General features: G+C 30.2%; 26 protein-coding genes. 21 read left to right on the forward strand and 5 right to left on the reverse strand.

From position 1 onward, the window contains the following. Positions 1–88 precede the first annotated feature (88 nt). From B5E75_RS01605 to B5E75_RS01630, 6 genes are all read left to right on the forward strand, one after another. Positions 89–514 carry a PTS sugar transporter subunit IIA gene (locus B5E75_RS01605; protein WP_087357054.1) on the forward strand — a complete coding sequence of 142 codons (426 nt, stop codon included), beginning with the start codon at positions 89–91 and terminating at the stop codon, positions 512–514. Positions 515–527: 13 nt separating this feature from the next. Continuing rightward, complete coding sequence (locus B5E75_RS01610; protein WP_087357055.1) at positions 528–998, forward strand: PTS sugar transporter subunit IIB; 471 nt, start codon at positions 528–530, stop codon at positions 996–998. Positions 999–1,012: 14 nt separating this feature from the next. Then, entirely contained in the window at positions 1,013–1,798 is a 786-nt protein-coding gene (locus B5E75_RS01615; RefSeq protein ID WP_087357056.1) for a PTS mannose/fructose/sorbose/N-acetylgalactosamine transporter subunit IIC, read from the forward strand. 18 nt (positions 1,799–1,816) lie between these two features. Beyond that, on the forward strand, positions 1,817–2,653 hold the full coding sequence (locus B5E75_RS01620) for a PTS system mannose/fructose/sorbose family transporter subunit IID (protein ID WP_087357057.1): 837 nt from the start codon (positions 1,817–1,819) through the stop codon (positions 2,651–2,653). Positions 2,654–2,820: 167 nt separating this feature from the next. Next, positions 2,821–3,315, forward strand: a complete 495-nt coding sequence (locus B5E75_RS01625) for a pyridoxamine 5'-phosphate oxidase family protein (RefSeq protein ID WP_087357058.1) — start codon at positions 2,821–2,823, stop codon at positions 3,313–3,315. A gap of 4 nt (positions 3,316–3,319) precedes the next feature. After that, a complete protein-coding gene (locus B5E75_RS01630) occupies positions 3,320–4,633 on the forward strand; it encodes an MATE family efflux transporter (RefSeq protein WP_239480127.1) in 1,314 nt (437 codons plus the stop codon). 18 nt (positions 4,634–4,651) lie between these two features. Here the strand turns inward: B5E75_RS01630 and B5E75_RS01635 are convergent, their stop codons facing one another. After that, a complete protein-coding gene (locus tag B5E75_RS01635) occupies positions 4,652–5,683 on the reverse strand; it encodes a lactonase family protein (RefSeq protein ID WP_087357060.1) in 1,032 nt (343 codons plus the stop codon). Positions 5,684–5,845: 162 nt separating this feature from the next. Here B5E75_RS01635 and B5E75_RS01640 point away from each other — a divergent pair, with 162 nt between their 5' ends. The 5 genes from B5E75_RS01640 to B5E75_RS01660 all read left to right on the forward strand — a co-directional run bounded on the left by B5E75_RS01640 (position 5,846) and on the right by B5E75_RS01660 (position 10,294). After that, positions 5,846–6,337 (forward strand): Lrp/AsnC family transcriptional regulator, encoded by a 492-nt coding sequence (locus B5E75_RS01640; protein WP_087357061.1) that lies wholly within the window; start codon positions 5,846–5,848, stop codon positions 6,335–6,337. Then, positions 6,337–7,515 (forward strand): aminotransferase class I/II-fold pyridoxal phosphate-dependent enzyme, encoded by a 1,179-nt coding sequence (locus B5E75_RS01645; protein WP_087357062.1) that lies wholly within the window; start codon positions 6,337–6,339, stop codon positions 7,513–7,515. The genes B5E75_RS01640 and B5E75_RS01645 overlap by 1 nt, the downstream gene beginning before the upstream one ends. Continuing rightward, positions 7,508–7,906 (forward strand): PTS sugar transporter subunit IIB, encoded by a 399-nt coding sequence (locus B5E75_RS01650; RefSeq protein ID WP_087357063.1) that lies wholly within the window; start codon positions 7,508–7,510, stop codon positions 7,904–7,906. The genes B5E75_RS01645 and B5E75_RS01650 overlap by 8 nt, the downstream gene beginning before the upstream one ends. 131 nt (positions 7,907–8,037) lie before the next feature. Continuing rightward, entirely contained in the window at positions 8,038–8,730 is a 693-nt protein-coding gene (locus B5E75_RS01655; protein ID WP_087357064.1) for an ABC transporter ATP-binding protein, read from the forward strand. A 1-nt stretch (position 8,731) separates the two neighbouring features. Then, on the forward strand, positions 8,732–10,294 hold the full coding sequence (locus B5E75_RS01660) for a putative ABC exporter domain-containing protein (protein ID WP_087357065.1): 1,563 nt from the start codon (positions 8,732–8,734) through the stop codon (positions 10,292–10,294). An 11-nt stretch (positions 10,295–10,305) separates the two neighbouring features. On the opposite strand, the gene B5E75_RS01665 is transcribed toward B5E75_RS01660, so the two are convergent. Both B5E75_RS01665 and B5E75_RS01670 read right to left on the reverse strand, forming a co-directional pair. After that, the gene (locus B5E75_RS01665) at positions 10,306–11,325 is read right to left on the reverse strand and encodes an ArsR/SmtB family transcription factor (protein ID WP_087357066.1); all 1,020 of its coding nucleotides are present in this window, start codon (positions 11,323–11,325) and stop codon (positions 10,306–10,308) included. Further along, positions 11,306–12,547 (reverse strand): MFS transporter, encoded by a 1,242-nt coding sequence (locus B5E75_RS01670; protein ID WP_087357067.1) that lies wholly within the window; start codon positions 12,545–12,547, stop codon positions 11,306–11,308. Before B5E75_RS01670 ends, B5E75_RS01665 begins: the two co-directional genes overlap by 20 nt. A 167-nt stretch (positions 12,548–12,714) precedes the next feature. Between B5E75_RS01670 and B5E75_RS01675 the strand changes: the two genes are divergently transcribed. The 7 genes from B5E75_RS01675 to B5E75_RS01705 all read left to right on the forward strand — a co-directional run bounded on the left by B5E75_RS01675 (position 12,715) and on the right by B5E75_RS01705 (position 19,125). After that, positions 12,715–13,233, forward strand: a complete 519-nt coding sequence (locus B5E75_RS01675) for a DUF3592 domain-containing protein (RefSeq protein WP_087357068.1) — start codon at positions 12,715–12,717, stop codon at positions 13,231–13,233. Between the two features lie 165 nt (positions 13,234–13,398). Beyond that, positions 13,399–14,097, forward strand: coding sequence for an N-acetylmannosamine-6-phosphate 2-epimerase (locus B5E75_RS01680; RefSeq protein WP_087357069.1), 699 nt, complete (start codon positions 13,399–13,401; stop codon positions 14,095–14,097). Beyond that, complete coding sequence (locus tag B5E75_RS01685) at positions 14,090–15,361, forward strand: PTS sugar transporter subunit IIC (protein WP_241146600.1); 1,272 nt, start codon at positions 14,090–14,092, stop codon at positions 15,359–15,361. Before B5E75_RS01680 ends, B5E75_RS01685 begins: the two co-directional genes overlap by 8 nt. Then, a complete protein-coding gene (locus tag B5E75_RS01690) occupies positions 15,351–16,115 on the forward strand; it encodes an HAD-IIB family hydrolase (protein ID WP_087357071.1) in 765 nt (254 codons plus the stop codon). Before B5E75_RS01685 ends, B5E75_RS01690 begins: the two co-directional genes overlap by 11 nt. After that, positions 16,112–17,626: a DUF4127 family protein gene (locus B5E75_RS01695; RefSeq protein ID WP_087357072.1), complete on the forward strand. Its 1,515-nt coding sequence runs from the start codon at positions 16,112–16,114 to the stop codon at positions 17,624–17,626. The genes B5E75_RS01690 and B5E75_RS01695 overlap by 4 nt, the downstream gene beginning before the upstream one ends. Beyond that, a complete protein-coding gene (locus B5E75_RS01700) occupies positions 17,604–18,263 on the forward strand; it encodes a GDSL-type esterase/lipase family protein (protein ID WP_087357073.1) in 660 nt (219 codons plus the stop codon). Before B5E75_RS01695 ends, B5E75_RS01700 begins: the two co-directional genes overlap by 23 nt. Positions 18,264–18,303: 40 nt before the next feature. Then, positions 18,304–19,125, forward strand: a complete 822-nt coding sequence (locus B5E75_RS01705) for a MurR/RpiR family transcriptional regulator (protein WP_087243674.1) — start codon at positions 18,304–18,306, stop codon at positions 19,123–19,125. A 99-nt stretch (positions 19,126–19,224) separates the two neighbouring features. Here B5E75_RS01705 and B5E75_RS15020 read toward each other — a convergent pair whose 3' ends face one another. Further along, positions 19,225–19,320, reverse strand: a complete 96-nt coding sequence (locus B5E75_RS15020) for an AraC family transcriptional regulator (protein ID WP_087243675.1) — start codon at positions 19,318–19,320, stop codon at positions 19,225–19,227. Positions 19,321–19,420: 100 nt separating this feature from the next. On the opposite strand from B5E75_RS15020, the gene B5E75_RS14800 reads away from it, so the two are divergent. From B5E75_RS14800 to B5E75_RS01725, 3 genes are all read left to right on the forward strand, one after another. Then, entirely contained in the window at positions 19,421–19,558 is a 138-nt protein-coding gene (locus B5E75_RS14800; RefSeq protein ID WP_241146601.1) for an HAD hydrolase-like protein, read from the forward strand. Between the two features lie 241 nt (positions 19,559–19,799). Further along, the gene (locus tag B5E75_RS01720; protein ID WP_158093989.1) at positions 19,800–21,263 is read left to right on the forward strand and encodes a sensor histidine kinase; all 1,464 of its coding nucleotides are present in this window, start codon (positions 19,800–19,802) and stop codon (positions 21,261–21,263) included. Next, on the forward strand, positions 21,238–21,927 hold the full coding sequence (locus B5E75_RS01725; protein WP_087243677.1) for a response regulator: 690 nt from the start codon (positions 21,238–21,240) through the stop codon (positions 21,925–21,927). Before B5E75_RS01720 ends, B5E75_RS01725 begins: the two co-directional genes overlap by 26 nt. 190 nt (positions 21,928–22,117) lie before the next feature. Here the strand turns inward: B5E75_RS01725 and B5E75_RS01730 are convergent, their stop codons facing one another. Beyond that, complete coding sequence (locus B5E75_RS01730) at positions 22,118–24,076, reverse strand: DUF4118 domain-containing protein (RefSeq protein WP_191492496.1); 1,959 nt, start codon at positions 24,074–24,076, stop codon at positions 22,118–22,120. Between the last annotated feature and the right edge of the window lie 207 nt (positions 24,077–24,283).

The following is a 24,283-nucleotide window of genomic DNA, read 5'->3' on the forward strand; positions in this document are numbered from 1 at the left end:
ATAACAAAGATATTGTGTAACGAACCTTCTTTGGCACAATGCTAAAAATAATCAGCATGTTTTGGCTAGAAAGGAATGAATATAAAGCATGGAAAAAGGAAAAAAGGTTATTATTGCAACACATGGATATCTCGCCGATGGTTTTGTAAGCGCTTTGAATATTATTGTCGGTGATATGAAAGATTTAAAAGCAATGTGTTGCTATACATCACCAGATTTTAATTTAGATAATCAAATAACACAAATGATGGAAAATCATGATTTTGAAAAAGAAGATTTGGTGATTTGTACTGATATATTAGGTGGGAGTGTTAATAATGGATTTGTGAAGTTTTTAGGAACTTATCCATTTCATCTGATTACAAATATCAATTTAGCTTTTTTGATTGATTTGTTATTAACGACTCCGACAGTGAGTGACAATACATTAGAGATGAAAACACAGGAAGAACTTTTTGGTGTGAAATATATTAATAAATCAATTGCTTTTATACCTGATGAAGATGATTTGTAGAGAGGTGAGAAATATGATAAAAGCTGTAAGAGTTGATCATAGACTTGTTCATGGACAAGTAGCATTTACATGGACACACTATTTAGCTGTATCGAGAATTATTGTTATTGATGATAAAGCAGCAAATGATGAATTTCAAAAAATGGCATTGAATATGTCAAAACCAGCAGGAGTAAAATTAAATATTTTTACTGTAGAAAAAGCTTTATCTAAAATGCCAAAAGTCGAAGAATTAAAAGATACAATTTTTATAATATTTGGTTGTACAAAAGATGCTGCTAGATTTATTCAACAGTATCCTAAAATTAAAGAAATTAATTATGGAGGAATTGCAAAAAAAGAAGGATCAAAATTGTATTCTGACGTTGTTTATTTAAATGATGAAGAAGTTGAAGATTCAAAAAAGATTATGGATTGTGGAACACATATATTTATGCAACAACTTCCATCAACAAAGAGAGAGGAATTGAAGTTTGAAAAATAAGGAGGGAAAAATAAATGTTATTAAATGCATTTGTTATAGGTCTAATTGCGGTGTTTGGTAGATTAGATTCACGTATGTTAGGACGTTTAAATTTTGAAAGACCATTAATTACCTGTACACTTGTAGGGTTGTTCTTAGGAGATTTAAAAACTGGACTAGCAGTTGGTGCTTCTATGGAAATGGTAAGTTTAGGGTTCATGAGTATTGGTGCCTCTGGTTTTGATATGAATATGGGGTCAATCGTTGGATGTGCTATTGTTATTATGACTGGTTCAGACATTTCAACAGCATTAGCTATTGCGACACCAATGACTTTATTAAGTACATTGATTGAAACGGGAGCAGATATTCTTCGTATTAGTATGACACATATGATTGATAGTAGTGTAGAAGCTGGTAATTTTAAAAGAGCCAAAACAATTAATATTGTTTGGGGTCCAATGTTATATTCTATTTGTTACTTTATCCCAGTGTTTATAGCTGTTTATTTTGGTGCTGATCTTATCAATTTGATTAATGATTTTATTCCAGAATTTGTATTAAATGGTGTTACATTAGGAGCTAATTTAGTTGCATTCTTTGGATTTGCTATGTTACTTTCTGTTATTATCAACAAGAAAAATGCTATTTTCTTCTTCTTTGGATTTGCTTTAGCAGCTTATTCTGGTTTAAGTTTAACAGGAATTGCTATTATTGCGATTATCTTTGCTGTTATTTTATATCAATTGAAATATGATAATAATTCAAAAGTTCAAACAGCTGATGGATCCATTGATGAGTTAGATGAATTAGATGATTAAAGTAAGGAGGATGAAATAATGTCAAAAAAAGGATTGGAAACACAAAGAAATTATCCGTTAAGAAAAAAATGTAAAGAATTTTTCTGGGGTGGTTGGTGTATGCAAACTCTTTGGAACTATGAAAGACAAATGAATACTGCATTTATGTGGGGTATTTCTAAAACTTTAGATCGTTTGTATCCTGACCCAGAGGATTTGGAAAAAAAGAAAGAAAGATATAATGCGGCTTTGGAATTCTTTAATATTACACCACAATGTGGAGCCTTTGTATTAGGATTAACTGCCGCAATGGAAGAAGAATATGCTGAACATCCAGATACATTTAATCCAGAGATGATTACAAATGTCAAAACTGCTTTAATGGGGCCATTATCTGGAATTGGAGATTCATTATTTCAAGGAACTGTAAGAATTATAGCCATGAGTATTGGGATTTCATTAGCTCAAAAAGGTTCAATTTTAGGACCAATTATTGCTATGTTAATTTCATTTGCTGTTAGTTTCCCTATCACATGGTTTGGTGGTAAATTAGGGTATGTTAAAGGTCAGGAAGTTATCCGTCAAATTTCAGAAAACAATTTGATGGATAAAGTGATGTATGGCTGCTCAATTGCTGGTTTAATTGTTGTTGGTGGAATGTGTGCAACATTAGTAAATATTACAACACCAATTGTTTATAATGAAACATTAGTCTTACAAGACGTTTTGAATGGTATTATGCCATGTCTTATTCCTTTATGTTTAACAGGAATTATGTATTACTTTGTAAAAAAAGGTGTTCATCCAATTGTTATTGTTATATCATGTTTTGTTGTAGGTATTGTATTAAATTATTTTGGAATATTAGCTGTTTAAACAAACTCTAATCTATTGATATACAAAATAAACTGTGCTAAAATATCTGACAGATATATCAATAATGTTTGCCGCCGGGTAGACTTTAAAACATTGGTTTCGTATCGTTAGGCCATAGAAGATACGAAAATCAATGTTTTTATTTTGTACAAAAGGAGAAACAAAAGATGAAAAAAATGCGTCGTAGTAAACAAGCTTTATCAAATGAAAAATGTATAGAAATATTAAACAATAATACATCAGGTGTTTTAGCACTTTGTGGAAATCAAATGGAACCGTATGCTTTACCTATAAGTTATGTCTATGAAGATCAAAAGATTTATTTTCATTGTAGTAAAAGTGGTTATAAATTAGATTTAATGAAAGAAAATAATCAGGTTTCATTTTGTGTAATTGATCAGGATGTTATTGTTCCAGAAAAATATACAACTTATTTTAGAAGTGTGATTGTTTTCGGCAACATCCATATGCTTGAAAATGATGATGAAAAACAACATGCTATTGAAACACTAGCTATCAAATATTCACCAGATGAAAGTATCCAAAATCGACAAGAAGAAATAAAAAAATTTTGGAAAGCCTTATGTCTATTAGAACTGGATATAAAAGATATAACTGGCAAACAAGCAATAGAACTTGTAGATAAGAGAAATGAGGGATAGAATTTTGAAAAAAGGATTGAATGAATTTTTGAAATATACGTCTTTAAATATTTTGGGAATGTTGGGTTTATCATGTTATATTTTAGCAGACACCTTTTTTGTATCTAAAGGATTAGGTACTGATGGATTAACAGCTTTAAATTTAGCTATTCCTATTTATAGTTTTATTCATGGCAGTGGTTTAATGATAGGTATGGGAGCTGGAACAAAGTATTCCATCTTAAAGAGTCAAGAACATCATCTTGAGGCGAATAAAACTTTTACACATGCCTTGTTTTTGGCAGGATGTTTTGCAGTGCTGTTTGTTTTGATTGGTATCTTTTTTTCTGGTTTTATTATTTCTTTATTTATTGAACAAGGATATGTTTTTGATATGTCTAAGACATATCTACAAGTGGTATTATTGTTTGCTCCAGCATTTTTATTAAATAATGTTTTATTATGCTTTGTACGTAATGATAGAGCACCTCAATTATCAATGGCTGCTATGATTGGTGGGAGCTTATCTAATATTATTTTAGATTATATTTTTATTTTTCCTTGTCAAATGGGTATCTTTGGTGCTGTTTTTGCGACAGGTTTAGCTCCCATTATCAGTATGATGATTCTTTCACCACACTTTATTAGAAAGAAAAATCAGTTTCATATTCAAAAGTGTTATCTACAATTCAAAAGGATTATTGGTATTTTATCGAGTGGAGTGCCTTCACTTGTGACTGAAGTTTCTTCAGGTGTTGTCATGATTGTGTTTAATACAATTATTTTAGGACTGACTGGTAATGTAGGTGTTGCGGCCTATGGCGTTATAGCCAATCTTTCATTAGTTGTTATTGCTATTTATACAGGTATTGCTCAAGGAATACAGCCATTGATGAGTCGTTACTATGGGTTGAATCAAATGAAATCCATCCATCAAATATTAAAATATGCATTGGTGATGATGTTTGTTATTTCTGTATTGATTTATGGACTTGTTTTCTTTCAGGCAACAAGTATTACACAAGTTTTCAATAGTGAAAATAATCAGGCTTTACGCATCATTGCCTCGCAGGGATTAAAATTATACTTCTTGGCTTGTCCATTTGCAGGATTTAATATCATTATTTCTATGTATTTTACATCAGTTGAACATCCACTTCCTGCCCATATGATTTCTTTATTAAGAGGATTTTTTGTTATGATTCCAACAGCGTTCTTATTATCATGGATAGGTGCTATGACTGGTGTCTGGTGTGCATTCCCTATAACAGAATTTATGGTATCTATCATTGGTGTTATATTTTATTTGAAATTGAGAAGAAAGAAAAAAACTGTGTGAATTACACAGTTTTTGTAATTATTCAAATGCAATACATACAGGAGCAGGAATTTCTACTGTAGAATCAGTCAATACAAGTTCTTCTGTATCCTCATTCAATGTCATGATTTGTAAAAGATTGCTGCCTTGACAAGCGACAATTAAGTATTGATCATCAAGAATTTGGAAATCTCTTGGTTCTTTACCGGTGTGAACCATATATAATAGTGAAATTTTCCCACTTTCTTTGTTAACACGATACATCGCAATACTGTCATGTCCTCGATTAGATACAAAAAGATGATTTCCACTTTGTGTTAAACGAATCGCTGCAGCACTTGAAAAGCCCTTGAAATGTCGAGGAATACAATGAATCGCTTGAATCAACTGGAAATGTCCTTGCAGATATTTAAAGACCATAATATTATTGGCAATTTCATTGACTAAATAAGCAAAACGACCATCTTTTGAAAAAATCATATGACGTGGACCAGAACCCGGTACAATGTTAAGTGTATAATCAGGATCTTCCAATAAAACACCTTGAGAGTAGCGATACATGACAACTTTATCGGCTCCTAAGTCAACAGCGTAAACAAATTGTTGATCTGGTGTAATGCCAACATAATGAACATGAGGGCTTGTCTGACGTTTGAGTAAATCAGGACCTAAGCCAGTATGATGAACTGCACATATTTTTTGAGTAATGATACCATTTTCTAATTGATAGGAAGCTGTTGCTCCGACATGATAATTTGCTGCAAACAAGTAGCGATGACTTTGATCAACACAAAGATGTGTATAAGAACGACCACTGGAATGATAATTGTTATTGAGAATTAATTCATCTTTATATATTGAAAAACTTCCTAAACCACCACCGTGACTATGAGAATTAGCATTTTTATAGGCAACATATAATGTATGATCATCACATATCATATAAGAGGGATAATCTTGTGTTTCAATTTGTTGAATACGTTTCATTTCAAGTGTTTCTTTATCAAATTTCATGATATAAATGCCTTTATCATGATGTTTTCCATAACTGGATACATAAAAAACTTTCATAGATCATGCTCCTTTCAGTTTATAAAATTATTTTAACATAATTATTTGTGAAATAAATAAAAATCAACATATAAATATAGAAATAATAAAAAAATCATAAAATTCTTTCATAATACACAAAAGTGTAATACAATAGATACTATATTGAAGGAGGAAGCGAATATGGATGAAAAATTAATGCTAAGTTTGTTACAAAAAAATGCGAGGATGAAGATTACTGATTTAGCGGCCGCCTTAGATGAATCAAAAGATGATGTGATAGAGAAATTAACAGAATTAGAAAAGAAAAAAGTTATTTGTGGTTATCATACAATTGTCAATTGGGATTTAACAAATACCGAGATTGTGACGGCTTTAATACAAGTCAATGCCAGTCCAGAAAGAGAATATGGTTATGACCGTATTGCCAGTCATATTTATAAATTTGATGAAGTGGATACAATGTATTTGTTGAGTGGAAGTTTTGAATTTGTATGTATTGTGAAAGGAAAAACAATGCAGGAAGTGGCTCATTTTGTGGCTAGTAAATTAGCATGTGTAGATGGTGTCACTGGAACATCAACTTATTTTGTTTTGAAACAATATAAAAACAATGGTGTTGTTTTAATTGAAGATGAAGATGGAAAAAATGATAGATTGGTGGTGACTCCATAATGGATTATAATGATATTTTAAGTGATAGGGTCAAAACAATTAAACCTAGTGGTATTAGAAAGTTCTTTGATTTAGCTTCACAGATGGAAGATGTTATATCATTAGGGGTAGGAGAGCCTGATTTTACAACACCTTGGGCTATTCGTGAAGCAGCTATTTATTCGATTGAAAAAGGAAGAACTTTTTACACGGCTAATCAAGGTTTACAGGAATTAAGAGAAGAAATCTGTCGCTATTATCAAAGACGTTTTCATGTAGAATATAACCCTAAGGATAACTGCATTGTAACAGTTGGAGGTTCAGAAGGAATTGATATTGCGATTCGTGCAATATTGAATCCGGGTGAAGAAATGATTGTATTAGATCCTGGATATGTGGCTTATACGCCGGGAGTAGAATTGGCAGGAGGAATTCCAGTAACGATTAATCTTCGTCAAGAAGATGAATTTAAATTAACGCCAGAATTATTAAAAGCTGCCATTACACCTCATACCAAAGCATTATTAATCAATTATCCATCTAATCCAACAGGTGGATTTATGACAAAGAGTGATTATGAAAAAATAGTTCCAATTATCAAAGAATCAGGAATTATTGTCATTTCTGATGAAATTTATGCAGAACTCAGTTATGAAGAAGAATTTTGTTCCATTGCTTCATTTGATGAAATTAAAGATCAAGTCATTGTTGTAAGTGGTTTTTCTAAAGCCTTTGCGATGACAGGATGGCGCTTAGGGTATGTTTTGGCTCATCCAGTTTTAACGAAAGCGATGAATAAAATTCATCAATATATTATTATGTCAGCCCCTTCATCTGCCCAATATGGTGCTATTGAAGGATTAAGACACTGTTATGATGAAGTTTTAAAAATGCGTGATTCTTATAAAGCCAGACGTAATTTCTTAGTCAAAACATTTAATGATATGGGCTTAGAAACATTTAAGCCACAAGGGGCTTTTTATGTTTTCCCATGTATTCGTTCAACAGGTTTGACTTCTGATGAGTTCTGTGAAAAACTATTGGAAGATCAAAAAGTTGCCTGTGTACCGGGAACAGCTTTTGGTCCAGCTGGAGAAGGATTTATTCGAGTTTCGTATGCTTATAGTTTAGAGGAATTGAAGATTGCTACTGAGAAAATAAAAATATTTGTTGATAAATGTAGAGGCAATCATGATTAAAATTCTATTATGTTGCGGTGGTGGCTTTTCTTCTAGCTATGTTGCTGAAAGAATGAAAAAAGAAATTGTAGAGAAACATTTAGATCAGAAGTTAATGATTGAATTTTCACCATTTTCTATTGCTTATGAAAAGATGAATGATTTTGATATCATTGTTTGTTGTCCTCATTTGAATATGTATATCAAATCATTTATTGAAAATCATCATGTTCAAATTCCTGTATATGTATTACCACCAAGAATGTATGGGAATATGGAAATTGAAGAAATTTATCAAGATGTTAAGGATTTGTTAGTGATTTATCAACAAACACATATGAATCCAGTTCATTTTCCCGATGAAGAACATGTATTAAAAATCAAAAGACAAAAGGCATATCATCATGTTTAAGGAGCATTAATAGAGATGTTCCTTTTTTCGTGACATTTTTCTAATGAGCAGGTATAATCAAATTATATAACTTGCCCCTTGCAAAAAATGAGAGAGGGGGGGGTATATAATAAAAAACGAGGAGGGATGTTATGATAGAAATACATCATTTAACGAAACGTTATGGTTCGTTCAAAGCAGTGGATGATATTGAACTGGTTGCTCAAAGTGGTAAGATTACAATCTTATTAGGTCCTAATGGAGCAGGAAAATCAACGACGATTAAAAGTATTGCAAATCTTTTGAAGTTTGAAGGAAATATTCAAATATGTGGATATGATAATGGTTCTATTGAAGCGAAACGTTGTTTTGGTTATGTACCAGAAACGCCTGTTTTATATGATTTGCTTACGGTAGATGAGCATATTGATTTTATAGGACATGCCTATCAAGTCGAAAATTATAAGGAAAAAGCACAAAAGTATCTGGAATTGTTTCACCTTACTGAAAAAAGAAAGAAAATGGCAAAAGAGTTAAGTAAAGGGATGACACAGAAGTTAAGTATGTTGTTAGCTTTTATGATTGAGCCAAAGGCTTTACTTGTGGATGAACCGATGGTTGGTTTAGACCCAGCAAGTATTGAAGAAACTTTAAAAATATTGAGGAATATTGCTGATGAAGGTTGTGCAGTATTGATTAGTACACATATTATTGATATTGTCAGTGATATTTTTGATGAAGCCTATATTATGAAAGAAGGACATATTATTCAAAGAATTCAAAAAAATGAGCTTCAAGAAGAAAGCTTAAAAGATTTTTTCTTTGAATTAACAGAAGGAAAATAGTATGAAAGCATTATGTTTGTTATGGTTTATGAAAACCAAAGCATCTTTGAGAAATCTTTTTAAAAAGCCTTCTAGTGCTATCTTTACAATTTTTGTTGTTCTTTTATATGGTTTTATTTTCTATGCTTTCTTCTTTTTACCAAAAGATAATACATTGATGTTAGTGAATTTTGAATTACATTCATCTATTCTTATCTTTATAGGTTTTTTAGCTTTAATGTTATTTTCTACAATGCTTTCTTCAAAAAAAGCTTTGTTTTCTGGAGAAGATGCCTATTTTTTATTTAGTGGACCTTTCCATAAAAAACAGATCATGACATTTTTATCTTTTCAAACCTTTTTACAATCCATATTACTCGCTTTCTTTGCTTTGATTTTCTTTATAGGCATGAATATGCAAATCAAAGTTGATTTAGGATTTATTCTGTTAGCTTTATTAGGTAGTGTTATAACAATCATGACTTTTCTTGTGTTTATTGATTATAGTTATGTTTTATCTATTGGAGATCAAAAATATAAAAAGATGAATTATGTGATTGCAGGAATCTTTGTTTTGATTCTAGCAGTGATATTAATATTAACCTATTTACAGACTGGGCGTATACAAACGATTATGATAGATTTTATTGAATCACCACTCTTTTATTATGTACCAGTATTTGGATGGTTAAAGTTAACTTTGATTTCTTATGTAGAATCAAAGATGATTTTAACGGTTTTAGGGTTATTATTGTTGATGATTTGTTTGATTGTGATTTATTTGTTGTTTATTAGTTATAAGGGTGATTTTTATGAACAGGCATTAGAAGATTCATTAGAATTATCAAAACGTTTAAAGGAATTTAAAGCGGGAAATCAGGATGCTTTAAGAAATGTGAAAGTTAAAAAGATCAATGTTAAAAGATTCTATGATGGTGCTTTTGCTGTATTATCTAAAAATCTTCTTATTATGAAGAAAAAAGGGAGTCTTGTTTCATGGAATGATTTGCTTTCTATTGGGATTTATCTGATTATCACTATTTTTAGTAATATGGGATTTGGATTCTTTATTTATATGATGGTTATCTGGTTATTTATGATGATGCAGACAAGTGATTTAACAGCTGAATTAAAAAATTATCAGATTTATCTTATACCAGATCAACCTTATAAAAAATTAATTGCTGTGATGATTCCTACATTTATGAAAGTATCAGTTATAGGTGTTTTATCTTTCATTATTGTTGGGGTTTATTACCATGAATCCATTCTTAATATTTTGATGTATTTACTCAACATGTTTGGTTACATCTTTGTATTTATGAGTGCCAGTGTATTGACGATTCGTATATTAAAAAGTCGTTCAACACGTGTTTTTGAAAATATGATGCGTATGTTGATTATGTTAGTCAGTGCATTGCCAAGTGTTCTATTGACAGTGATTCTTGTGATGACAAATAGTTTAACCCCAACGACTCTCACAATAATCTCAATAGCTTCTTTAGCTATGAATTTTATATTATCCTTCATTATATTGTGGGCTTGTCAAGGTATGATGAATGGTAGAGAATTAAAGAGTGATTAAAAGGATGAGATTTAGTTCTCATCCTTTAGTAGTTTATGATGTAGATATTGTATCATGTGTTCAATTTCCTCTTTGTTTAAGGAATAGTAAATACGATTATTTTCTTTTCTAATATGAATAAGATCACCACTGATAAGAGCATCCATATGATAAGATATCGTAGGTGTTTTTAAATGCATAGCTTTAGCAAGTTCATTACCATACATGGACTTTTTCTTTAACAGAGTTAAAATTTCAAACTTAGATTTATCACTTAAAACTTTTAAGAAATATTCTAATTTCTGTTGTTCATTACGTGATTCATGATAGGAAGTTAATGATTGACTCTCTAAACCAGCTCCCATAAGTAAAACATAATGATCTTCTTCTATCAATAATACCAATGAATGATAATTTGTAAAAGAAGGATAAATATAAAGAGGTGTTTCATCGATATTTAAACCAATATGTTTAAAAAATAAACGTAAATCATTTTCTTTGATATTTTGAGTGCTATGGAAAAGATTATGATCTAAATTTAAAGATTGATAAATATCTTCAAATTGTCTAAAAATATCAAATAAACCATGAATCATAGCAGCAGGATGATAGAGCGTTTCAATAATATCTAATTTTGCTTCGTTATCAATATTTAATTGTCTGATACTTGCTATAACATCATTTTGAAAATCAATGAATTTTAAAGTATCTTCCCTTAATTCATCAATATGAAAATCTCTAAACTTTTGAATTAAGGTTTCTTCCATATGCTCCTTAGAAAACTCATTGACATGGTAGAAAGCATTTAAGATAAAATCAGCTAAACATAATATTTCATTGTTATCTAATTGATAAGATAAAAAATATTTTTGAAGATTTTTTATCTTTTTTGCTTTTCTTATCAATATGTCATGACTTTTTTTGAAAGTAGAAAAGTTTTCATTTTTTTGTGAGATATTTAAAGATAATGTTTTAGGACCATTCACACATTCAAATCCTAAATCTCGCCATTCTTTATACCATAAAGGTTCATTATATATCGTCATTTTCATCTTGATCAATCACCTCATCTATAGATTTATATAATAATATTCCTCCTACTATCATAACAAATATTCCAGTAAAAATAAAAATATTTTGAATAGAAAATAAAGAACTTAAAAAACTCATGAAAAATGATACAAGTGGAATCATTGAAACACCTAAAGAATTTGTAATTGCACTGAATCTAGCAAGGTAAGATGAATGGACCTTTTTTAAAATCATTAATTGAGAATACATATTTGCAAACACAACAACTGTTCCAAACATAATTGCCAGTATAAAAAGGCCGAAAGATTTGACAAGTTGTAATGAAAAATAAGAGAATACAATCGCAAAAATATAGAAAACACTGGCACCACCAAATAAAGTTTGAATCATTCTTTTGGCATTCATATAAGAAACAATATAAGGATAAATAACAGAACCAATAACACTACCTACACTAAAACCAATAGATAAATAAGAAACCATCTGAGGACCTCCATGATAAACTTCAACACTTAATGCACTAGAAAAAGCATTGATAGGGACTAAAAAAGCATTAATACAACAAGCTAAAATACAAAGTTGAATCAAAGAGGGTTTGGTTTTGGTATATTTGAATCCTTCTTTTAATAGTAATAATGTTGATTGTTTATGGGAAGTGTTTCTTTGAGTGAAATGTAACCAACTGATTAATAAACTACTGATCACAAAAGCACTGGCATCAATGATGAAAGTGAAAACAATACCATTTGTACTTAATAGAAAACCAGCTAAACCCATTCCGATAATTTCAGCACCTTTAGATAAAGATGTATGCAAAGATTGAGCGATATCATATTTATCTTTACTGACAAGCGATGCGACTAAAGGTGTTGAAGCAGGAACACGTAATGTTTCTAAAGTTGAAATCATGAATGTTATGAACATGATGATATAAACATTGAGTTGATTAGTCATATATAAAGTTATCATCAGGATGACAAGTGATGCACGAATAATATCACTTAACGCCATGATTCTTTTTTTATTTCTTTTTTCAATAAAAGCACCCATGATTGGTGTGAGAATAATTGTAGGTAAATAGTTTATACCAAAGTTCACAGCACTATACATAGCATTACCACTCAGTGCATAAACAAGCCATGTTAGAGCGAGGGCATCAATAGAATCACCAAAACGATTAAATGCTGATGCAATAGCTAATTTGAAAAATTCTTTTTCATTTTTTAATTGTGTATATTTCATGATATGACCTCCTTGTTAGATTTACATCTAACTATATATTCAATATATATAGAATTATAATGTTAATTAGATAAATGTCAATATTGACATTAGATAAATATCTAATATATTGATGGTTGATTTTTATATAAAGATAGTATTTAATAAAGGTAAAGGGGAGTGAGAAGATGTCAAAAGAGGAAACAACACTATTTGTATTTTTAATTGTTGGAGGTCTTGGTGCTGTTTTTACAGTTATTGGATTTTTGATTATATTTCTACAAAAAAGAAAAATACATCTTTGCCAAGACATGACTGAAGGAAAAGTTGTTGATTATGGTTATAGAGGAAATGGTGTGATTGTGCCAGTTGTTGAATATCGTGTTTTTGGAGAAACTTATCGAAGAAAAAGAAGCTTTCGTGGTTATGTGATGAAAAGTTGGAAATCACAAGAAGAACCTTTTGTAAAAGTAACAAAAAATGACTATTTGTCTATAGCTGGTGGGAGAATGGGTAAACGTGATGCTATGCAAATGTGGCCTTTGGAATCACGTATGCCTGTTTATTATAATCCGTCAAAACCACAGATGTCATTTGTAGAAAAGATACCAGAGAAACTATCTATAGTTGGACTTGTTTTTTTGTTGATAGGTGTTTTTTTGATCATATTTTCAGTAATTTTATTTTATATGATAGATAGTTTATAGAATGACTTAGGGATGAAAAGTCATTCTTTTTTTTGAAAATACTTTCAAAATATAATTATTTTAGATATGTTTCAAAAAAATTTTGAAAGTAAAATCTAAAGGATTTGAAAGTGTTGTCAAAATAAGTTTTAAAAAGTATAGTGTGGTTAAGCAAGGAGGGAGAAGATGGAGGAATTTAAAAATCAATTAATTGTTTCATGTCAGGCATTGGAAGATGAACCACTTCATTCATCTTATATAATGTCAAAGATGGCATTGGCTGCTTATCAAGGAGGTGCTAAAGGAATAAGAGCCAATAGTGTTGAAGATATTCAAGCTATCCGCCAAGAAGTATCTCTACCAATTATTGGTATTATTAAAAAAGATTATGATGATAGTGATATATATATCACACCAACGATTCAGGAAGTTGATGAGTTGGTTAGAGCAGGAGTTGATATTATTGCTTTAGATGCAACAAATCGCCTAAGACCTTATCATATAACACTAGAAGCATTTTTTAAGCAGATTAAAGAAAAATATCCACAGCAAAAATGGATGGCAGATTGCTCGACGATAGAAGAAGCAATATATGCAGATGGACTGGGATTTGATTTTATTGGAACAACACTTGTTGGATATACACCAGAGAGTCAGCATTTAAAGATTGAACATAATGATTTTGAAATCATACGTAGCATACTTGCAAGAGTCAAACATCCTGTGATTGCAGAAGGAAATATTGATACACCACAAAAAGCAAGGCGAGTATTGGAACTAGGATGTTATAGTGTTGTGGTTGGTTCGATTATCACAAGACCACAGATCATTACACAAAGATTCGTCAAAGAAATGAGAAAGGAAAGTGAGAAAAATGATGGATAAAATTTCAAATTTTTTATTACCAATAGCTGAAAAATTATCAAAAAATAGATATTTATCAGCGATTAGAGATGGTTATATTGCGATTATGCCTCTTGTTATTACGGCATCATTGTTTACATTGATTAATAGCGTTTTAATAGGTGAAGGAAATTATTTGGATCAATGGTTTGGTACACCATTTAGTGATTTTGCACAACTTGGTAGTGTCATTAGTTCGGCATCTATGTCAATCATGACAGTATTGCTTGTTTTTACAACGGCTAAAGCACTTGCCAGTCAATATAAAATGGATACTTCTATTGCTGGGGCAACAGCTTTGGTATGTTTTCTATGCTTAACACCTTTCGTTGCAGATGCAACGCTTGGTGAATATGTCACAACATATTATTTAGGTGCAGCAGCAATGTTTACTGGATTTATTTCAGCATTAGTATCTGTAGAGCTTTTTAGATTTTTAATGGGATTTAAGGCATTAATTATTAAAATGCCTGATAGTGTTCCTACAGGAATTGCACGTTCATTAAATTCTATTGTTCCTGTTGCTTTAACTGTTATTATTTTTGGTATTGCTCGAATCATCACAGATGCCTTAGGAGCACCATTAAACGATTTAATTTTTAATTGGATACAAACACCATTTACGAATATTGTTTCATCACCAATAGGTTTAGTCGTTATTTATGCATTATATATGTTAATTTGGGGATTTGGTATTCATTCAGCATATATTTTCAATCCAATTTTGGAACCAATTTATTTGGCAAGTTTAACAGCAAACGTTCAAGCAATTTCTTCAGGTGTAGAACCTGCAGCTATTATCACAAAACCATTCCTTGATAGTGTAGCTTTCATGGGTGGTGCTGGAAATATGTTGGCTTTAGTGTTGGCTATCTTTATTGTTTCAAGACGTGAAGACTATCGTACGATAGCTAAATTAGGTTTTGTACCTGCATTATTTAATATCTCTGAACCATTAATGTTTGGATTACCTGTTGTTATGAATCCTATCTTGATTATTCCTATGATTGTTTCTACTTTAGTTGGTTTAGGCATTGGTTCTCTAGCAACATCTATTGGGGTTATGGCTTATACTTATGTTCAGACGCCTTGGACAACACCACCTGTTTTAGGGGCTTTCTTGGCAACTGGAGGAGATGTTCTTTCTGGTATTGTTGCGTTAGTTATTCTTGTTTTATCAGTCATTATTTACATCCCATTTGTTAAGGTTATGAATAATACAAAGGAAGAAACAAGTGAAGAATAAAGTTATTGTATTTGACTTAGACGGAACATTATTAGATTCTCAAAATCAAATTATTGGAGGAGATCAGACATTAAAATATCTGAATCTCCTTCAAAATATGGGATGTACATTAGCTATTTGTACAGGTCGTTTAGACCATGATATATTAAAAATACAACAAAAATACCAATTATCAATTAAACATCGAATTTCTCAAAATGGTGCAGTTGTCATTAAAGAAAATTATCTTTGTAGTGAATTACTCAATAAATCAGATGCTTTCAAAATTTATGATCAAATTAAAAATTATCCTGTTCGTATTGAAATCAATACGGTTTCTAATCGTTATTGGACAAGTGAACGTGATCCAGAGTTTCCTAAAGAGCTTTATGATTCTCATATGATTAAGCAAGATTTTGAAGAAATTATATTATGTCAACCAGTTGTTTTGTTTTTAATTGTCGGACAAACATCTATTTTAGAAGATATTGCGAAAACGGTTAATAAACAATATAAGCAGACACAAGCTATTTTGACATCGGCGACTTCTTTAGAAATATTGAGTTGTCAGGCATCTAAAGGTTTGGCTTTAAAAAATAATTTTCAAAATGATTATATCTATGCGATTGGAGATTCTCCAAGTGATTTTGCTATGATTGAATATAGTGATTGTTTTTATAATGTAGGTCAGTTTGAAAATCCTAGACAGGCTATTGTAAAATACAGTATTTTAGAAGCGTTGATTGATATTTATGAGAAAGAGAGGAACATATGAAAACATTACTTATCCCATTGGATGAAAGACCATGTAATTATCAATATCCACAAATGATTGCTCAAACAAATCATCAGATTGAACTGATAGTTCCACCCCAATCATTGTTAGGAAATAAAAAAGAATCTGCTCCTTTAGAAAAACTTGATCGTTTTATATATGAACATATTCATCAAGTTGATAATATGGTTTTATCTATAGATATGCTTGTATATGGTGGATTGATTCCTTCTCGTTTACACAATAAAAAAAAGGAAGAACTTATATCACGATTAAATATTATTAAACGTCTTAAAGAAATGAATCCAAAGCTAAAAATATATGCTTTTAACTGTATTATGAGATGTCCATCATATAATTCTGCTCAAGAAGAACCAGATTATTATGAAGAGTATGGATATCAATTATTTAGAAGAAAATATTTATTGGATTATCAACAAAGACATGGATTGACAATGGAAGAAGAAAAAGAATTGGAAAGTATATGTATTCCTCAAGATATTATAGATGATTATGAAAAAAGAAGAAATCTTAATACATTTGTCAATATTCAAATTCTGTCTTATCTAGAAAATAAAGATATTGATTTTCTTGTTATTCCACAAGATGATTCTTCTCCTTATGGATATACAGCGATATCACAACAAGAAGTCATTCAAGTTTTAAAAGAAAAACATTTAGATCGACAAGTCATGATTTATCCTGGTGCTGATGAAGTTGCATTATCCTTATTAACAAGGGCTTATCATGATTTCTATCAATTAAAACCAAAAGTGTATCCATATTATGCTTCAATATTAGGTCCAACAATTATCCCTAATTATGAAGATCGCCCTATGTATGAAAGCTTGAAGTCACATATCAGAGTTTGTGGGGCGAGAATCGTTGCTACTCCACAGGAAGCAGATTTCATACTGGCTATCAATGCACCTGGAAAAATTATGCAGGAATCTTTTGTCGATGAAAAAGAGAAAGATATCACATATACAAGCTATCGCCAATTGCTTGACTTTGCATATACGATTCAAGAATATATTGAACAGGGCTATCATGTAGCTTTATGTGACAGTGCATTTAGTAATGGCGGAGATATTCAATTAATTGAATATTTAGACGAATTGAATGTACTTGATAAACTGATCAGTTATGCAGGGTGGAATACAAATTGTAATACATTAGGTACAACTTTAGCTCAGGCATGTTTAGGTGAAACAAATATGATAAAAAATATTTGTTTTAGAATTATTGAAGATGTCTTTTATCAGGCATGTGTACGTAAAGAGGTTGTCAATTATAATTTACCATGTTTAGGATTATCTTATTATGATTTTAAAAATCAACAGGACCAAGTAGAACAGATTATTAAAGATAAACTTCAAGAATATTATAAATCACTCAAAATAAGTCAAAAATATCCTGTTATTATTCATAGAATAAATCTTCCATGGAAAAGAATGTTTGAAATAGGAATGGAAATAGAGGTATGTTATGAGAGAAACAATGAAGTATAATCCTTGTTATTATCAATTAAGAGAAGGGCAACTGGAAAGAATGATGACAATTGTAAAACAGACAAAAACTGCATTACTAGGTGGTGTTGTATTCTTTGGTGATTCTATTACAGAGATGTATGATTTAGAAAAATACTTTCCTCAAATAAAACCAATATATAATTGTGGAATAGGAGGAGCAACTTCAAATGAACTTTTATGGATGGTTGATGAAGCAGTTATTAAATATCAACCAAAGATTGTTGTCATGATGATTGGTATTAATGATTTAGGAAACACAGTCATGCTTTCACCAAAAGATATCGCTGTTAATGTTAAAAATATAATTGATCTCATTCGTGGGAATTGCCCTGATACACAAATTATATTGATGTCTACACTACCTTGTATTGAAACACTCAAAGATTATCATCATGTTCCAGGTATTCGTTGTAACGATCTTGTTGAAATGATTTATCAGCAGTATCAAGAAGTGATATATGATTCAAAAACAATATTATTATGGACATTTGATGATTTTGTAGATGAAAACAAAGAGGCAAAAGTCAAATATTATCAAGATGGATTACATTTGAATGAAGAAGGGTACAAATGTTTAACTCAAATTTTAACACCAGTCATTGAAAAATATTTATGATTATAAAAAATAAGTGTTATAATGGCATAGGGGTATTATTATGCGTACATATAATCAAAGTGTTTTGCCGTTGATTGAAATGGCTTATTCTAAATTAACACCATTAGAAAAAAGAATAGCAGACTATTTTATGAATCAAGTTAATGATGAAAATTTATCATCGAAAGCTGTTTCTCAAAGATTATATGTTTCTGAGGCATCATTATCACGTTTTGCGAAAAAAATAGGATTCAAAGGTTATCGTCAATTTGTATATGTATATCAAGATTCACAACAAGTTGTAAAAGATTTAGATGTACTGACAAAACAGGTTTTGAATTTTTATCAGAAAGTCTTAGAAAAGACATATTCATTAATTGATAATGATCAGATGGTTCGTGTAGCCAAGATGCTCGATGAATATAAGCGTATTTATGTTTATGGAATAGGGTCATCAGGTGTTGTGGGGAGAGAATTTAAACTCCGATTTATGCGACTGGGACTAGATGTGGATTATCTTGTTGAAGCTCACTCTATTCGTATGAATATCACACGTATTGATGAAAACTCTTTAGTCTTTGGTATTAGTGTAAGTGGACAAACAAGTGAAGTGATTGATGGGTTAAAAGCTGCCAAAGAAAAAGGAGCGAAAACAGTCATGTTGTCAGCTTATAATAGATATAAGTATCGTGATTATTATGATGAATTTATTTTGATGAGTGGTCTAAAGAATTTGGCAGTTTCAGATAAGATATCGCCACAAATACCAGCATTGATTATGATTGACATACTTTATGCACATTATCTTCACTATAATCAATACAACAAAAGAAAAAAATTACAGATGACTTTAACAGATATAGGATATGAATTAGAAGAATAGGATCTTTATATATGTGCTCGTTTTATTATATTAAAAATGAGCATATCAAAAATGATAGAAGCTGTTTTTGTAACAGCTTCTTTTATCTTGAAAATGAATTTATCGAGTTGATCTATATTGTGAGGGAGTCATACCTGTGTTTTGATGAAATATTTTTCCAAAGTAACTTGATGTTTGAAAATCACATTTTTCCATTTATTTCATCAGTGGAAAAATCTGAATATTGTAACATTTTTTGTCTGACTTCAACGATATTGAATCAAATATTGGATCGATGATTGATGAAGATAAATATATGAAAGCAAAGGTATTAGCAGAAGATACAGATAAACATAAACCAAATCGTGCACCATTATTGGAATGTTTAAAGAAATTAAAATTACAGCCAGATGAAGTCATTTATATAATTAGCTTCAAAGAATGCTCACATTGATTTTGAATATGCGAAGTGGAGGAGGGAGTACATCAGATATAGGAATTGATTATTATACTTATATTTTTGATAAACCAATAGATTTATTACAATTATTATGAAATGATACATAACAATCTATTACTAAAAAAAGAATCACTTATAAAATATTGTGATTCTTTTTTGCGTGGAAAGATAATCATAAAAAGATTGCTTTCTATGGATATATGTTATTTAATAAAAGCAAGAGGTGAAAATGAAAATGAAATTCAAGTCTTATATTCACTCATTGTTGATTACAGTTATATTATTAGTTATAGCATCCTGTGTAGGCTTGTTCTTTCAATATTTAGACTGGTCTGAAATAACGATTGTTTTAATTTATATTATTTCTATACTGATCATCTCCTTATTAACAAAAGGATATATCTATGGAATAATTAGTTCTATTATTGCAACATTTTTATTTAATTATTTCTTTACAGCACCTTATTATACATTATTATTTTATGATTCCAGATATTTTATAACTTTTATATCTATGACATTGACCTCTATTATTGTCAGTACATTAACCTCACGTATCCAACTTTCCCAGAATCAGGCATATAAAAATGCTCAAAATATGAAAATGCTTTATGAATTGACAAATCATCTTTCAAAGATTACAGACAAACAGAGACTTTATGATGAAGTCTATCATATATTAAATCAATATTTTCATTATCCAATAGATTTCATCTTTTTAGATTATCATAATGAACATAAACATCAAGATATTATTGACTGTTTTCGTAATGAAAATCAAAAATATATTATCAAAGATATGTATATTTTCTTTCCTTTATATGGTGTTTCACGATTATTGGGAATTCTCTTTTTTAAAGATGATAATTTTCAACATATGGATGAAACCCAAAAACATATCTTTTATCTTATGATAGATAATATTTCATTAGCCTTAGATCGTATTTATTCAATAGAGGAACAGTTAAAATTAAATGAAGCAAGTATTAAAGAACATTATCGCAGCAATCTTTTACGCTCCATTTCTCATGATTTAAGAACACCGTTATCTGGTATTATGGGAACGTCAGAAATGATTATGGGAATCAACCAACCAACAAGTTCCTCATATCATTTAGCACAGGATATTTATCAAGAGGCTGATTGGTTGTATCTTATGGTACAAAATATTTTGAGTTTAACTAAAGTACAAGAAGGAAAACTTGTGATTCATAAAGAATATGAAGCGATAGAAGAAGTTATAGGAAGTGCTATTTCCCATGTGCAAAAAAATATGTCTGAGAGGCAGATTGAGGTTCATGTTCCTGACGAAGTCATGATGGTTCCAATGGATGCACAACTGATTCAGCAAGTCATTATTAATTTACTGGATAATGCCTTTAAACATACTTCAAATAATGAAAAAATAGTCATTAATGCTTACAAACAAGATCATCAATGTTATCTTGTTGTAGAGGACTACGGGGATGGTTTTCTTGGTGAGGATCCTCAAAAACTTTTTGGAATGTTCTATACACAACATCAGTCTTATTCTGATTCCTTTAAGGGAGTAGGACTTGGTTTAACAATATGTAAAGCTATTATAGAGGCACATCAAGGAACTATTGAAGCCAAAGAGTGTCTGAATCATCAAGGAGCACAATTTATAATAACATTACCAATGGAGGATGAATATGAATCAAACAATATTAGTTGTTGAAGATGATGTACAAATTAGAAAATTTATTTGTTATTGTTTAGAAAATAACAATTATCAATACATTACTGCCAGCAACGGACAAGATGCGTTACGAAAGATTTTTTACGAAAATATAGACTTAATATTACTTGATTTGGGATTGCCAGATATGGATGGGGTAGATATTATTCAAAGATTACGAGAATTCTCAGAAATTCCTATTATTGTTGTTTCTGCCAGAGATAAAGACAAAGACAAAGCAGATGCATTAGAATTAGGGGCAGATGATTATTTAACCAAACCCTTTTCAGCCACGGAATTAGTGGCAAGGATTAAAGTGGCTTTTAGACATTTTTATCGTTATAATCAAGTTCAAATTCAAACATATTATAAAGTCAAGGATTTATCTATTGACTTAGATAAAAGGCAAGTCTATTTAAATGATCAACCTATTCATGTAACACCATTAGAATATCAATTACTTGTTTTATTTTTTAAGAATGCAGGAAAAGTTTTAACAACAGATATGATTATTGAAGAAATATATGGAAAAGGGTATGGACATGATACACAGGCACTGAGAGCTCTTATGGCAGGATTAAGAAGAAAAATTGAAAAAAATCCTGCAACACCACAATATATACTTACAGAAATAGGTGTTGGATATAGAATGGTTGATGAATAACTGTATGTATAAATGAAAGTATATTTGGCTAAGTTTATAATGATTATTTACAATAAAACAATGAAGGTATTATAAAAACGTCAGTAAATATCATAAAAGATTGTTATTGACGTTTTTATAGTGTCTATTGGCTTAATGATTTTATAATAGAATTATCTTGAGAAGAATATTTAAGAATATGGTTATGATGTTACATATCTTCATGTTCCAAAGATTCATTTAATTGTTGTTTTAAAATCATTTCATTATGAGATTCTTGTTTATAAATTGCATCAATAGCTAAAGCGATTTCATTTAAAATAGCTTTCAATAAAGCTTTTTCATAAGGTGCTAAATCCTCACCTTGTTCCATAGCAATACCAATCACTGCAAAAATATTGTCCTTTTTTCTAACAGCAAGATATAATCCTTTAGCAGCGGGAAGAGTGCTGGTTGAAACACCGGCATTTTTATTGTTGACAAGAACCCACTGGGCTACAGCTAACTCTTTATGATTAATGTATTCTCTTTTAATATCTGAAGTGATATGTGGACCATAAATCATAGGTTTTTGGAGTGTGTTGTTCTTAACGGGATAAAAAATAATTATACGATTTAACATTTTATATAGTTGAAAACATGTAATATTCATAATATCTTGATAAGAATTGCTCGTTTGTAAATTTTGACTTGTTTCTAACAGAATATCCATACTATGTGCATGAATAGAGGCTAAAAGGTTTTCTTTCTTTAATTTGTGAGCCATTGTACTAATGGATATTGATACAATGAACATGACAATAAAAATGAATGGATAATCAGATGAGGACATATTAAAGGTAAATCTTGGATCTATGAAGAAGTAGTTAATAGCAATAATGCTTAAAAAGGTTGAGATGAGATTGTATATTGGATAATATGTGACAATACCAATGAAACATGAAGCTAAAACATAGAGTAAAATAATATTTGTTGTATTGACATGTATTTCATAGAAAATAAAACCTAGTAATGTAGTAATAAGAAAAATAGATAGAGCTAAAATTGTTTCTTTTAATGAAAATTTGATAAATTTTGATAAATCTACAGATTTCTTTTGTGCCGTTGAACGATGATCTGGAATAATATAAATTTCTAGGTTTGGAGCATTCATCGTTAATTGATCGACAATGGTACTTCTTTTGATTAAAGTTGGTTTTTGATAAGAGCGACCTAACACTAATTTAGAGACACCACTTGTTTTGGCATATTGACCTATTTGAAATGCAACATCATCCCCATATGTAGAAACAATATCTGCTTTGAGATGTTTGGCTAAATTTAAATTCGACTGAAGTTGAGCTAAGGCTTTCTTAGAGAGATTATTACTTTTTGAAGTTTCAACATATAAAGCTGTAAAATCTGCATGAAAAGCCTGAGCCATACGTGAAGCTGTACGAATAACTTTTTGATTAGTTGGAGAACTTCCAATGCAAACAAGAATATGCTCTTTAGCAAAAGGTTGATTTTGTTTGGCTGTTACGATATTAACACGATCAGCACAACGTCTTAATGTAATCTCTCTTAAAGCTGTCAGATTATCTCTAATAAAGAAATGTTCCAAAGCTCTTTTGGCTTGTTGTTTATGATAGATTTTCCCTTCTTTTAATCTCTCAATTAAATCATCAATTTCAATATCTACTAATTTGACATCATCAGCATCATCAAAAACATGATCAGGTATTCTTTCATTAACCTTGATTCTTGTAATACTTTCAACAATATCATGTAGACTTTCTAAATGTTGTACATTCACTGTTGTATAAACATCAATACCCGCTCTTAATAATTCTTCAATATCACTATAACGTTTTTGATGTCTTGAACCATGAACATTGGTATGAGCTAATTCATCGACTAGAATAAGTTGAGGATGTCTTTTTAAAGCACCATCTAAATCAAATTCATAGAAAAGACGATCGCGATAAATAATTTTCTTTTTAGGAATCTGTTCTAGACCATAAATAAGATCGGTAGTCTCTTTACGATCATGCGGCTCTATATACCCTATAACAACATCAACACCTTGTACAGATTTTTGATGAGCAGCTTCAAGCATCGCAAATGTTTTACCGACACCAGCACAATAACCGAAAAATATTTTTAGACGTCCTTTTTTTATTGTTTCCATATCTACCACTTCCTTATTTTTTTATTGTACATAAATTTTATAAATAAAAAAGTTTTAATAAAAATTTTAATATGATTTTAATATGGGGGCTTGGTGTTTTAACACTTTCTTTATTTTATCTATGCTAAGATATATACGTCTAAAAAAGACAAAAGGGGGAAACGCTATGATGATGGACATAATTATGGGTGCTGTATTAGCTATAGG

Source organism: Massiliimicrobium timonense (assembly GCF_002160865.1).
Taxonomy (GTDB): domain Bacteria; phylum Bacillota_I; class Bacilli_A; order Erysipelotrichales; family Coprobacillaceae; genus Allocoprobacillus.